Source organism: Thioalkalivibrio sp. AKL12 (genome assembly GCF_000377925.1).
Classification (GTDB): domain Bacteria; phylum Pseudomonadota; class Gammaproteobacteria; order Ectothiorhodospirales; family Ectothiorhodospiraceae; genus Thioalkalivibrio; species Thioalkalivibrio versutus.
In genome coordinates this window covers 44,539-56,368 of record NZ_KB898900.1, presented here as the reverse complement: position 1 = coordinate 56,368, position 11,830 = coordinate 44,539, and the positions used below count along the sequence as shown (strand labels likewise).

Sequence of the window (11,830 nt, the reverse complement as noted above, 5' to 3'; positions counted from 1 at the left end):
GGTACTGGTGGATGCCGCGAAAAGCCAGCCTCCACCAGGACCGGCCTCTCAGGCCTGGGTGATCTGGCGTCCGCCGCGGTTTCCGGGCCGGGCGCGGCCATACGGGTCGTAGGTGGCCGCGGGGCCGGTTTCCTCGCCGCGGAGGATCTGCATGGAGAGTTCCACGCGCTGGCGGTCACGGTCGATCAGGCGCGCATTGCCTTGATTCAGAGTGTCGCAGCGTTCGATGGACTGGCGCAGGGCTTGCCAAAGGTCGTTCAGTACGACGCCATCGTCCATCTTCGAGAACAGGCGCGCGATGCCCTCGGGGCTGAAGGCCTCGCCGGCGGCCTCGACCAGGCCTTGCTGGTTGCGGGTCTCGGTTTCCAGTTCATGCAGCAGGGTCTGCTTGCCGGTCACCACGTCCTGCAGCGTATCGGGTTGGCGCGCTTCGACCGCGCGCGTCTCCTTTAGCAGACTCTCTTCCAGCTGATGAGCCAGCCGGATTGAGGTCTCGAGCGAGCGTTGCAGTTTATGGTGCGCGTCGGCATTCATGGGCGATAGACCGGGTTAGCGCAGCAGGCTTTCGAGGTCGATCATGCGATCGGCCAGCTGCTGGTTGTCCACTGGATAGTTGCCGCTGGAGATTGCCTCGCGCAGTTCGGCAACGCGGGCGGCGTCGAAGGGGGCGGTGTCGCCCGCGCCGGCCGCGGCATTCATTGCCTGGGCGGCCCCGGTGAGCGTGACCGAATCATTGTTTGCCGTCGATGCGTTACCGGAGGCCGGGGCACGGCTTGCCGTGTTGCCGGACTCGTCGCGACCCTTTACCCCGGGGTTCTGGCTGTCGGGGCGCAGGCTGTTCGTATTGAGGCCCTTGATATCCATGATGCCTTCCTGTCGTTGTAACTGTGCTGCAATTGTTTACGGCCAGCGTTGCTGAAACTGTAGGCCTCGGGGGCGGAAAAGTGTAACGGGCTTCACAGTCCGCCTCGAAGATCGTTGGCGTGCATGGTGGGGCGAGGCCTCAAAGCGCTACCCGGATGTGGCCGGAGGCCTGGATTTCGCCTTCGACGACGCGCCCGGAGGATGCGTTCTTGACGCGGATTCGTTCGCCCAGCGTCCCGTTCTCCAGCGCTTCGCCCTGCATGCGGATGGCGATTGAGCCGTTCTCTGCCAGGATGGTAACCCGTTGGCCGCGACTGATGATCTCGCGCGGGCTCACGTGCTGGGTTCCGATGATCTGACCCGGGCGGATGCTGCGCCGGGTCTGCTGGCCGATCAGGGCATTCTTTTCCTCATGATAACTGCCGGCATGGCGCGAGGTCTCGATTCGCTGGAAACGCAGGTCGCCCGCCGAGAGGGTGTGCTGGCGCGGCAGGGTACGGTTCGCAACCAGCACTTCGGCGTAACGTTCGACCGTCGCCGGCACGTATAACTGCCAGGTCACCGGGCCGGCACACTGGATATGGACAGCGGTGTTGCCGTCACGCCGCCCGCCGGGTGGGAAACGCGCTTCCAGGCCGTCCGTACAGGGGACGAGGCGCAGACGCTTGTCGAGCTGGCCAATCTCGATGGAAACATCCTTCTCGGTATCGGTAACGCCCAGTTCCTGAATCAGGAACTGCTCGGCGGCGTGGCGGATGTCGTCAACCGGGTGGACTTCGGCCCGGACGCTGGTAGACAGCAGTACCAGGGTGAACAAGAGGGCGACTCCGGCAAGGAGACGCGGAATGGCTCGCACGTTTGCGCTCGAGTCGATCACGCTCGCTGGCGAGGCACCGGAGGGCCCGCCTTTTCCTGGAACGAATGAGGCCCCAACGCGAACGAGCGAACGGATCAGCGTCTTCCTGGCAGCGGAAGAAAATTCTGAAATGGGTCGGCGCTGGTTCATGTTGCGGTCCTGTTTGGTCCTGTCCTGCGCAGCCAGTTCGGTGCGGGCGTCGGACTGTGCGCGAATGGCTCGGGTTTGACGGATCTTGCGTCGATGTCGAGCGAGTCGCGTGCGGTTTCAGTACGCAAAAACATGCAGATGTCGTGCCAATGAATGGGCACCCCGCGCCGCGCGCGCATTCAAGGCCCGTCGGAGGCGGCCGTTATGGCCATGAGGCGGCGTCAGAAGGCGCATGCACGCAAATGCAAATGACAGGCCGGGGTTGCGCGGTGCACACTTGGCCTTTGAGGCCTGTCCGGTGCTAAGAGCAATCGGGGCAAGGAGAGCGGCACGATGAGTCAATTCATTGACGATGTGAATCAGCGAACCCAGTTGGTGGGGCAGAACCGCATGGAGCTGCTGCTGTTCCATCTGGGCGGGTCGCAGACCTTCGGGATCAATGTCTTCAAGGTCCGCGAGGTGATTCCGTCGCCGCCGCTGCGTCAGATTCCCGGCTCCATGAGCGTGGTACGCGGAGTGGCGACGTTGCGTGGCGGTACCGTGCCGATCATTGACCTGGCGCGAGCGATGGGCCTGCGTGGCGCCGTCGGGGCGGTCGACAACGGGGAGCAGAAGGTGGTGGTCACCGAGTTCAATCGTTCGGTGCAGGGCTTCTGGGTGTCGGCCGTGGACCGTATCGTCAACGTGAACTGGCAGGACGTGAAGTCGCCCCCGCGCGGAACCGGGCGCGAATCCTTCCTGGTGGCCGTCACGGAGATCGACAACAAGCTGGTCGAGATTATCGATGTCGAACGGGTGCTCTCCATCGTGAACCCGCTGCCCAGCGAGATATCGCCATACATCCGCGAGAACGCCCGCGAGGCCAGCGGGCGCAAGGTTGTGATCGTCGATGACTCGGTGGTGGCGCGCAAGCAGATCGAGGGGGCGATCAAGGGACTCGGTTTCGAATACGATGTCTTCAAGGATGGCCAGGAAGCACTGGACTTCCTTGAGCAGAAGGCCGCGGAAGGGCCGGTAGGCGACCAGGTCGAACTGGTGATCTCGGATATCGAGATGCCACGCATGGATGGCTACACCCTGACCGCGCGCATCCGGGACAATCCCGCGCTGCAGAATTTGCGGGTGCTGCTGCACTCCTCACTGAGTGGGGAATTCAACACGGATATGGTCAAGCGCGCCGGGGCCGATGCCTTTTTGTCCAAGTTCAATCCCGACGAGCTGGCGAATGCGGTGCTGGACCAGACCGGGCGCCCGGATCAACAGGCCGAATGACCGGTCGGGCGGAACCGCGTTGCCGCTCGGCAAGCCCGGAGCGGCGACGGGTGGCCGCCACTCGGGCTGTATGGTGCCATGCGCGCGACGCCGTATACTCGATCCGATCTTCGGGATCACCCCGGTTTTCCGGCCAAGAGGCCCCGGTCAAGGATTCGTCATCAGGATGCCTAATCACGATGGACAGCGCTCAGGGATGACTCGGTGATCGATTCCCGCGACTACGAGGAGTTCTCCCGCTTTCTGCAGGACTGCTGCGGTCTGGTGCTGGGCGACAGCCGCCAGTACCTGGTTTCCAGTCGTCTGTCGCGCCTGCTCGACGAGTTTGACTTCAAGAGCGTCCCGGAACTGCTGCATGCCATGCGGCAGGCCCCGAATCCGCGCCTGCGCACCCGCGTGATCGATGCGATGACGACCAACGAGACGTCCTGGTTCCGCGATGGCTTTCCGTTCGAGATCCTGCGTCACGTGCTGTTGCCGGAACTGGCCGCGAAGGGAGGCAGCATCAAGGTCTGGTCCGCGGGCTGCTCCAGTGGGCAGGAGGCCTATACGATCTCGATGGTAGTCTCGGAATGGGAGGAGTCGCGGCCGGCCCGGAAGCTTCCGGTCTCCATTCTGGGCACGGACCTGTCAGAGAAGATCCTGGACGATGCGCGGCGGGCCGTGTACGACGGCCTGAGCATCGTGCGCGGGCTCAGCGAGAGCCGGCGCGCGCGCTTCTTCGAGACCGTCGCGGATGGCCACAAGGTGATCCCGGATGTGCAGCGGCGCTGTCGCTTTCAGAAGCTCAACCTGATCGACAGCTATGCGGCGCTGGGCAAGTTTGACCTGGTGTTCTGCCGCAACGTGCTGATCTATTTCTCGGGCGACACCAAGCGACAGGTTCTTGACGCTATCGCCCGGCAGATGAATCCGGGCGGGTATCTGTTTCTTGGCGCTTCCGAGACCGCAGGGCCCTATACCCAGGCTTTCGAGACCGTACGAACCGAGTACGGCTCGGTACTTCGTCTGAAGTCCTGACGTAATCCAGCCCCGGGGCTGATTCCCGGGAACGCCCGTGCAATGCGGGCGGCGAGTCGTTCCATCCCTTCCCCTGGCTGCCCGCTGTGCCTGCGCCCCTGCGGCGCGTCGCTCGAGAGTGGCATAACGATTGCTTCAGTCCCCCTGCGAAGGGTCGCAATCGGTGCGCCCCGTTCTCCAAGCGAGGGTCCGCCACGGGCGGACAGGACGGAAGCGATGAGTCTCTCTCTCGACAAGGCGATGGGTATTTCTCCGCAGGCTGTGAATGTGCGGGCGCAGCGCATGGAGCTGCTGGCCTCCAACATCGCCAACGCGGATACCCCGAACTACAAGGCGCGGGATATCGATTTTCGGTCGGTGCTCGAATCCGCGGCCGGCGGCGGCAATAGCTTGCCCATGGCGCGCAGCCAGGCGGCGCATCTCGACCCCAACGCCGGCGCGATGAACGGGCAGGTCGAGGCGCTTTACCGCGTCCCCTCGCAGGCGTCTCTGGATGGCAACACGGTGGACCCGCAGATGGAGCGGGCCGCCTTTGCCGAGAACGCCGTTCAATACCAGAGCAGCCTGGAATTCCTCAATCGCCGGGTCTCCGGCATCCGCGAAGCCCTGCGGGGCGACCGCTAACGCGGACCTGATCGGGAGATCGATGTCGTGAGCAACCTTTTCAGCCTGTTCAACACCTCCGCCTCGGCGCTGTCGGCGCAGTCGGTGCGCCTGAACACCGTGGCCTCGAACCTGGCCAACGCGAACACCGCCGCGACCAACCCCGACGAGGCCTATCGCGCCAAACAGGTGCTGTTCCAGAGCGTGATGGACCAGGCCAATCCGAACGGTTCGTCGACGGCCGTTCGGGTGGCCGGCGTGACCGAGTCGCAGGCAGCGCCGCATGCGCATTACGAACCCCATCACCCGCAGGCCAACGAGGAGGGCTACATCTTCCGTCCGGCCATCAGCGTGGTGGAGGAGATGGCCAACATGATGTCCGCCTCGCGCAACTACGAAGCCAACGTGGAGGTGATGGAGACCTCGCGTCAGCTGCTCCAGCGCACATTGCAGATCGGTCAAGGCTAGGGAGCCATCGATGACACAGATATCCCCCGAATTGCTGGATCGCCTGGGCCTCTCGCGCCCCGAGCAGAAACAGGACAAGGACATGGACCGCCTGGGCCAGTCCGACTTCCTCAAGCTGATGACGACCCAGCTGGAGAATCAGGACCCGATGGAGCCGATGGACAACGGCGACTTCCTGGGCCAGATGGCGCAGTTTTCGACCGTGACCGGCATCGAGGAACTGTCCAAGTCCTTCCAGCAGCTGGCGCAGTCGCTGGGCCAGAACCAGACGCTGCAGGCCGCCTCACTGGTAGGCAAGGACGTGCTGGTTCCCGTCGAATTCGGCGAGCTGGGTCCGGACGGCATGGTCAAGGGTGCGGTGGACCTGGATCGCTCCACGGAGGAGCTGCAGATCGACGTGTACAGCCCGAACGGCGAGCGCATCCGCCGCATGAACCTGGGGGCCGCCGGCAGCGGACTGCAGGAGTTCAGCTGGAACGGCATGCGCGACGACGGGACCTTCGCACCCCCGGGCGTCTACGAGTTCAAGGCCACGGCCCGCTCCGGGACTCAGTCCGAGGCCGTGGATACCTTCCTGGATGCCCGCGTGGAGAGCGTCGCGGTGGGCAATGATTCCGGGCTGGCACTGACCGTGCAAGGCCTGGGCGAGATCAGCTTTTCGGATGTACGGCGGATTGGCGGCTAACGGCCGGCGCGCGTCGAACGAACCCTAACGGAGGAAACACCCCATGCCCTTCAATATCGGATTGAGCGGACTGAACGCGGCCCAGGCCGACCTGCAGACCACCGGCAACAACGTCTCCAACTCGGGGACCACTGGCTTCAAGCGCTCGCGGGCGGAATTCGGTGACGTGTTTGCCCAGAGCTTCGGTGGCATTAGCCAGACGGCCATCGGCTCCGGCACACGCCTGCAGGCGGTGACCCAGCAGTTCTCGCAGGGCCGCACCGAGTTCACCGAGAACGGCCTGGACCTGGCCATCAACGGCGAGGGCTTCTTCGTCCTGAACGACCAGGGCAGCACCGCCTATACCCGCGCCGGTGAATTCCAGGTCAATCGCGACGGGTTCCTGGTAAACAACCAGGGCCAGCAGTTGCAGGGCTACCCCCCGCAGGACCCCAATACGGCCGACCCGAACTTCAACACGGGGCAGCTTGAAGACATTCGCCTGCAGACCGGCGCGGCACCGCCCAACGCGACAACTTCGGTGGAAGCTCTGCTCAATCTGCGCTCCGATGCCGAACGGCCGCCGGAGGAGCCATTCAACTTGAATGAGCCCGATACCTACAACTTTTCAACGTCGCTGACACTGTATGACTCGCTTGGCACCGCGCGTGATGCAAGCATCTACTTCGTCAAGGGTGAAGAGGTCGGTCAATGGGCGGCTCATGTCGCGGTGGACGGTGTAGCGGATGACACGCCATACGAACTTACCTTCGATGGCAGTGGCTCGATCGAAAGCGTTGAGCGTACCCCGCCCGAAGTGACCGTGGCTTTTGACAATGGCGCGGACGATCTCGAGTTCGAAATCGATTTCGGCGGTACCACGCAGTACGGCGGCGATTTTGCCGTTAACGACCTCAATCAGGACGGCTTCGCGTCGGGGCGCCTGACCGGCGTGGATATCGACGACTCGGGTGTGGTGTTCGCCCGCTTTACCAATGGTCAGTCGACGGTGCTGGGTCAGGTGGCGATGGCCAACTTCACCAATCCGCAGGGGCTGGAGCAGCTGGGGAACAACAACTGGGCCGAGACCTTTGCCGCTGGTGAGCCAGTGTTTGCGGCGCCCGGGACCGGCAACCTGGGGACCATCCAGGCCGGTGCGCTGGAGGCCTCCAACGTGGATATTGCCCAGGAGCTGGTGAATCTGATCACCGCGCAGCGCAACTTCCAGGCGAACGCGCAGACGATCTCCACGGCCGATCAGGTCACCCAGACGATCATCAACATCCGTTAAGTCCCGGATGAGACGCTGAAGAGGGCTTGAGCATGGATCGATTTCTGTACATCGCGATGTCCGGTGCGAAGGAGACGATGCACGCACAGGCCATCAATAACCACAACCTGGCCAACGCCAATACCGACGGCTTTCGCCAGGCCCTGGCTACGGCGGACACCTTGCCGGTGCGCGGGCCGGGCCATGCCTCGCGTGATTACACCCAGATCGGGAACGATGCGGTGGACTTCACCAAGGGCAAGATGCAGAGCACCGGGCGCGATATGGATATCGCCATCGAGGGCGAAGGCTTTATCGCGGTGCAGGGCCCGGACGGGGAGGAAGGCTACACCCGCGCCGGCTCGCTGCATGTGGATGCCTTTGGGCTGCTGCGCACCGCGCAGGGTCACCAGGTACTGGGGGATGGCGGTCCGATTGCCATCCCGCCGGCGGAGCAGATCGAGATCGGCACCGACGGCACCATCAGCGTGCGCCCCCTGGGCGTGGGCCCGGAGGCCCTGGCGGCGGTGGAACGCATCCGCCTGGTCAACCCGGACACCGACGAGCTCCAGCGCGGGGATGACGGCCTGTTCCGCCTGGCGGAAGGGGGCGAGGCGCCGGCGGATGCCGAGGTGCGCGTGGTCTCCGGGATGCTGGAGGGCAGCAACGTGAACACGGTGGAGGCGCTGACCCGGATGATCGAGTTGTCCCGCCACTTCGAGATGCAAGTGAAGATGATGGACAGCGCCAACACGCTTGAACAAAGCAGCAACCGCCTGCTGGGCCTCGGGTAATTTCCCGGGACTCGCGCGGCACTTGAGAGAAAACAGGAGAACACCATGAACCAGGCACTGTGGATCGCCAAGACCGGCCTCGACGCGCAGCACACGCGCATGTCGACGGTCTCGAACAACCTGGCCAACGTGAATACCACCGGCTTCAAGAAGGACCGGGCGGTGTTCGAGGATCTGATCTATCAGACCGTGCGCCAGCCAGGCGCCCAGGCCACTCAGGATCAGCAGCTGCCCTCGGGCCTGCAGATCGGTACCGGGGTGCGCGCCGTCTCCACCGAGAAGATGTTCCAGCAGGGCAACCTGCAGCAGACGGACAACTCGCTGGACATGGCCATCGAGGGCCGCGGGTTCTTCCAGATCCTGCTGCCGGACGGAAATGTGGGTTACACCCGGGACGGCAGCTTCCAGTTGAATTCGGATGGCCAGGTCGTGATGTCCAATGGCTACCCGCTGCAGCCAGGCCTGTTCGTGCCTGAGGACACCCAGTCCCTCTCGATCGGCAAGGACGGCACGGTGACCGCGCAGATCCCGGGGCAGGCCGCACCGGTGGAGCTGGGCAATATCCAGCTGGCGGACTTCGTGAACCCGGCCGGTCTGCAGGCGGTGGGCGAGAACCTGTTCCGCGAGTCTGCGGCCTCGGGCGTGGCGCAGCAGTCCCTGCCGGGCCTGAACGGCACCGGCACCGTGGTGCAGGGCTCACTGGAGACCTCGAACGTGAACATTGCCGAGGAGCTGGTGAACATGATCGAGACCCAGCGCGCCTACGAGGTCAACTCCAAGGCGATCTCCGCGGCCGACCAGTCGCTGCAGTTCGTCAACCAGACGATCGGGTGATCTGATGACGCGCCTCGGAACCGTTCTCCGCCCGGCCCTGGCCGTGACCGCCGCGTTGCTGCTGTCCGCCTGCGCCGCCACCCAGACGACCAAGCCGGACGACAACCCGGAGTACCAGCCGGTGATGCCGGCGCAGCCGGTCCCGCAGTCGCAGAACAATGGCGGCATCTACCAGGCCGCCCACTCCCAGGGGCTGTTCGAGGACTACAAGGCGCGCAATGTCGGCGACATCCTGACGGTCATCCTGGCGGAGAGCACCAACGCGCAGAAGTCGGCGTCGACTTCCACCGGCAAGGATTCCAACCTGGAGCTGGGCAATCTCTCGGCCTTCGGCCGCGATGCCACGTTCAACGGTCGCCCGTTGTTTGGGGCGAGCAACTCGAGTTCGCGGGACTTCAATGGGTCCGGGGACTCCTCGCAGAGCAACCAGCTCGACGGCGAGATCACCGTGACCGTGGCCGAGGTACTGGCGAACGGCAACCTGGTCGTGCAGGGCGAGAAATGGCTGGGCATCAACCAGGGCGAGGAGTACGTGCGCTTTCGCGGCATCGTGCGCCCAGTGGATGTGACTACCAACAACACCGTGCTTTCCACCCAGGTGGCCAACGCCCGTGTGTACTACGGCGGTTCCGGCGTACTGGCGGACAGCAACACACCCGGGTGGATCACGCGCTTCTTCAACAGCCCGATCTGGCCCTTCTGACCCGGCATGACCGTGGCGAGGTACGACATGGATCCCATACGCACGACACAACGCGCCTCAGGCTTACCGGCTGCGCCGTTCGGCGACTGGCGCCGGCTGGGACTGCTGCTCCTGGCGGCGCTGCTGGTGGCGGGGCTGGGGAGTGCCGCGGTCTCGGCGCAAACCGCGATGCAGCAGCAGGTGGCCATGCAGGAGCGCAGCTACATGGAGCGGGTCAAGGATGTGGCCAGTGTCTCCGGCGTGCGGGATAACCAGCTGATCGGTTATGGCCTGGTGGTCGGCCTCGATGGTACGGGGGACCAGACCACCCAGACCCCGTTCACCGTGCAGAGCCTGAACAATATGCTGGGCCAGCTGGGGCTGACTCCGGATGCGGGCAACCCGCAGCTGCGCAACGTGGCCGCGGTGATGGTCACGGCTGAACTGCCACCGTTCGCCAAGGCGGGCCAGCGGATCGATATCACCGTGTCGTCCATGGGCAACGCGACCAGCCTGCGCGGTGGCACGCTGCTGATGACGCCGCTCAAGGGGGCGGATGGCCAGACCTACAGTATCGCCCAGGGCAATCTGATCGTGGGTGGCTTTGGCGCCGAGGGCACCGATGGCTCGCGCATCACCGTGAACGTGCCCAGCGTCGGCCGTATCCCCAACGGCGCAACCGTGGAGCGCGAGGTCCCGACCGCGTTTGCCCAGGGCGATCACGTCACCCTGAACCTCAACCGGCCGGACTTCACCACCGCCAATCGCCTGGTGCAGACGGTGAACGATACCTTCGGCCATGGCGTGGCCCATGCCCTGGACGGCTCGTCCGTGCGGGTGCGGGCGCCGGCGAACCCGGATCACCGGGTCGGTTTCGTGGCCGAGCTGGAGAACCTGCCGATCGAACGCGGCACACCGCCGGCGCGCGTGATCGTCAACTCGCGTACCGGGACCGTGGTGATCGGTTCCAGTGTGCAGGTGACGCCTGCGGCCGTCTCCCACGGCAGCCTGACCGTCACCATCAGCGAGGCACCGCAAGTGGTCCAGCCTGCGCCCTTTGGTGGGGGCGAGACCGCCATCCAGCCGGATACCGACATCGCGATCGAGGAGGGTGACAACACCATGTTCCTGTTCGACCCGGGCACCTCGCTGGACGAGATTGTCCGCGCCGTGAACAACGTGGGCGCGGCCCCGGGCGATCTGGTCGCGATCCTGGAGGCCCTGCGCGAGGCCGGTGCCCTGCGTGCGGAGCTGGTGGTGATCTGATGATTGGCTCGGGCGTCGATACCCAGATGCAGGCCCGCGCGGCCATGGCCTCGGACCCCAGTGGTCTGCAGGACCTGGCCCGGGGCGCGCGTTCGGGCGATCAGAAGGGTCTGGAGGCCGTGGCTCGCGAGTTCGAGGCCATGCTGATCGGCCAGATGCTCAAGCAGATGCGTGAGGCCTCTCTGGGCGACGGCCTGTTCGACAACGACCAGAGCGAGATGTACCTGGAGATGCAGGATCAGGAGTTCGCCAAGGCCATGAGCCAGGGCGACGGCATCGGCCTCCGTGATGCCCTGATGCGCCAGCTCTCCGCCCAGCAGCCTGTCGATCCCGAGACACTGAATGATCCGGATCGCCAGGCGGCCCTTGAAATGCCGCGTCGACGGTCGGAGCTGGATACCCTGCGGGCGTTGCAGGGCGAGGCGGAATTCGAGTTGCGCCCGGTGGGCCCGCAACGCCCGGAAGCTGTGTCGCCGGAGGCGGCTCGCAAGGCGGCGCCGCAACCGGCCCCCATCGCGTGGCCGCCGCGGGATGCCGCGGACTTTGTGCAGACCCTGGAACCCCTGGCGCGGGATGCCGCGGCGGAGCTGGGCGTCGAGCCCGGCATCCTGCTGGCGCAGAGCGCGCTGGAGACCGGCTGGGGGCAGCACGTGCCGTCGCGGGCCGATGGCCAGCCGAGTTTCAACCTGTTCGGGATCAAGGCCGACAGCCGCTGGGATGGCGATCGCGTCTCCGTGGGGACGCTGGAGTTCCGCGAGGGCGTCGCCCAGCGCGAACAGGCACGCTTCCGGGCCTATGCCGATCCGTCCGAGTCGTTCTCCGATTACGTCGATTTCATTCGCAACAATCCGCGTTACCACCGGGCCCTGCAGGCCGGCGATGACGCGCAGTACATCCGCGAGCTGCAGGACGCCGGCTATGCCACCGACCCGGCTTACGCGGACAAGGTCCTGCGGGTGCGCGACCAGATGGCCGCGCATCGTGACAGCGGATCGACTCAAGTCGCGGCCGATGCGGCCGTTACCCGTACCAAGGGGTAGAGCATGAAGCAGAAATGGCCCAATCCGGTGATTGAACAGGCGTTGTC

General features: G+C 64.9%; 14 protein-coding genes. 11 read left to right on the top strand and 3 right to left on the bottom strand.

Annotated elements, in window-relative coordinates:
* Positions 1-48 precede the first annotated feature (48 nt).
* The 3 genes from D579_RS0110655 to flgA all read right to left on the bottom strand — a co-directional run bounded on the left by D579_RS0110655 (position 49) and on the right by flgA (position 1,681).
* The gene (locus tag D579_RS0110655) at positions 49-534 is read right to left on the bottom strand and encodes a flagella synthesis protein FlgN (protein WP_018938526.1); all 486 of its coding nucleotides are present in this window, start codon (positions 532-534) and stop codon (positions 49-51) included.
* A 15-nt stretch (positions 535-549) separates the two neighbouring features.
* Positions 550-864, bottom strand: coding sequence for a flagellar biosynthesis anti-sigma factor FlgM (gene flgM / locus D579_RS0110650; protein ID WP_018938525.1), 315 nt, complete (start codon positions 862-864; stop codon positions 550-552).
* Positions 865-1,003: 139 nt separating this feature from the next.
* Positions 1,004-1,681: a flagellar basal body P-ring formation chaperone FlgA gene (gene flgA, locus D579_RS0110645; protein WP_018952005.1), complete on the bottom strand. Its 678-nt coding sequence runs from the start codon at positions 1,679-1,681 to the stop codon at positions 1,004-1,006.
* A 522-nt stretch (positions 1,682-2,203) separates the two neighbouring features.
* Between flgA and D579_RS0110640 the strand changes: the two genes are divergently transcribed.
* The 11 genes from D579_RS0110640 (at position 2,204) to flgJ (ending at position 11,783) form a co-directional block, all read left to right on the top strand.
* Positions 2,204-3,142 carry a chemotaxis protein CheV gene (locus D579_RS0110640; RefSeq protein ID WP_018938523.1) on the top strand — a complete coding sequence of 313 codons (939 nt, stop codon included), beginning with the start codon at positions 2,204-2,206 and terminating at the stop codon, positions 3,140-3,142.
* 204 nt (positions 3,143-3,346) lie between these two features.
* Positions 3,347-4,162 (top strand): protein-glutamate O-methyltransferase CheR, encoded by an 816-nt coding sequence (locus tag D579_RS0110635; RefSeq protein WP_018952004.1) that lies wholly within the window; start codon positions 3,347-3,349, stop codon positions 4,160-4,162.
* Positions 4,163-4,378: 216 nt separating this feature from the next.
* Positions 4,379-4,786 (top strand): flagellar basal body rod protein FlgB, encoded by a 408-nt coding sequence (gene flgB / locus D579_RS0110630; RefSeq protein WP_038050418.1) that lies wholly within the window; start codon positions 4,379-4,381, stop codon positions 4,784-4,786.
* A 27-nt stretch (positions 4,787-4,813) separates the two neighbouring features.
* Entirely contained in the window at positions 4,814-5,233 is a 420-nt protein-coding gene (gene flgC / locus D579_RS0110625; RefSeq protein WP_018145464.1) for a flagellar basal body rod protein FlgC, read from the top strand.
* Between the two features lie 10 nt (positions 5,234-5,243).
* On the top strand, positions 5,244-5,918 hold the full coding sequence (locus D579_RS0110620) for a flagellar hook assembly protein FlgD (protein ID WP_018145465.1): 675 nt from the start codon (positions 5,244-5,246) through the stop codon (positions 5,916-5,918).
* 43 nt (positions 5,919-5,961) lie between these two features.
* Positions 5,962-7,188, top strand: a complete 1,227-nt coding sequence (gene flgE, locus D579_RS0110615) for a flagellar hook protein FlgE (RefSeq protein ID WP_018952002.1) — start codon at positions 5,962-5,964, stop codon at positions 7,186-7,188.
* 32 nt (positions 7,189-7,220) lie between these two features.
* On the top strand, positions 7,221-7,961 hold the full coding sequence (gene flgF, locus D579_RS0110610) for a flagellar basal-body rod protein FlgF (RefSeq protein WP_018952001.1): 741 nt from the start codon (positions 7,221-7,223) through the stop codon (positions 7,959-7,961).
* Between the two features lie 45 nt (positions 7,962-8,006).
* Positions 8,007-8,795 carry a flagellar basal-body rod protein FlgG gene (flgG, locus tag D579_RS0110605; protein WP_018145468.1) on the top strand — a complete coding sequence of 263 codons (789 nt, stop codon included), beginning with the start codon at positions 8,007-8,009 and terminating at the stop codon, positions 8,793-8,795.
* 4 nt (positions 8,796-8,799) lie between these two features.
* Entirely contained in the window at positions 8,800-9,498 is a 699-nt protein-coding gene (gene flgH, locus D579_RS0110600) for a flagellar basal body L-ring protein FlgH (RefSeq protein ID WP_018938520.1), read from the top strand.
* A 27-nt stretch (positions 9,499-9,525) separates the two neighbouring features.
* A complete protein-coding gene (locus tag D579_RS0110595) occupies positions 9,526-10,743 on the top strand; it encodes a flagellar basal body P-ring protein FlgI (protein ID WP_018952000.1) in 1,218 nt (405 codons plus the stop codon).
* The gene (flgJ, locus tag D579_RS0110590) at positions 10,743-11,783 is read left to right on the top strand and encodes a flagellar assembly peptidoglycan hydrolase FlgJ (RefSeq protein WP_018169957.1); all 1,041 of its coding nucleotides are present in this window, start codon (positions 10,743-10,745) and stop codon (positions 11,781-11,783) included. Before D579_RS0110595 ends, flgJ begins: the two co-directional genes overlap by 1 nt.
* The last annotated feature ends 47 nt before the right edge of the window (positions 11,784-11,830 follow it).

What these genes read in the sequence shown, in the direction of transcription:
- flgF (WP_018952001.1), top strand. Translation starts at nt 7,221, where the DNA reads ATGGATCGATTTCTGTACATCGCGATGTCCGGTGCGAAGGAGACGATG.
- D579_RS0110640 (WP_018938523.1), top strand. Translation starts at nt 2,204, where the DNA reads ATGAGTCAATTCATTGACGATGTGAATCAGCGAACCCAGTTGGTGGGG.
- D579_RS0110655 (WP_018938526.1), bottom strand. Translation starts at nt 534, where the DNA reads ATGAATGCCGACGCGCACCATAAACTGCAACGCTCGCTCGAGACCTCA.
- flgE (WP_018952002.1), top strand. Translation starts at nt 5,962, where the DNA reads ATGCCCTTCAATATCGGATTGAGCGGACTGAACGCGGCCCAGGCCGAC.
- flgG (WP_018145468.1), top strand. Translation starts at nt 8,007, where the DNA reads ATGAACCAGGCACTGTGGATCGCCAAGACCGGCCTCGACGCGCAGCAC.
- D579_RS0110620 (WP_018145465.1), top strand. Translation starts at nt 5,244, where the DNA reads ATGACACAGATATCCCCCGAATTGCTGGATCGCCTGGGCCTCTCGCGC.
- flgB (WP_038050418.1), top strand. Translation starts at nt 4,379, where the DNA reads ATGAGTCTCTCTCTCGACAAGGCGATGGGTATTTCTCCGCAGGCTGTG.
- flgJ (WP_018169957.1), top strand. Translation starts at nt 10,743, where the DNA reads ATGATTGGCTCGGGCGTCGATACCCAGATGCAGGCCCGCGCGGCCATG.
- D579_RS0110595 (WP_018952000.1), top strand. Translation starts at nt 9,526, where the DNA reads ATGGATCCCATACGCACGACACAACGCGCCTCAGGCTTACCGGCTGCG.
- flgH (WP_018938520.1), top strand. Translation starts at nt 8,800, where the DNA reads ATGACGCGCCTCGGAACCGTTCTCCGCCCGGCCCTGGCCGTGACCGCC.
- flgM (WP_018938525.1), bottom strand. Translation starts at nt 864, where the DNA reads ATGGATATCAAGGGCCTCAATACGAACAGCCTGCGCCCCGACAGCCAG.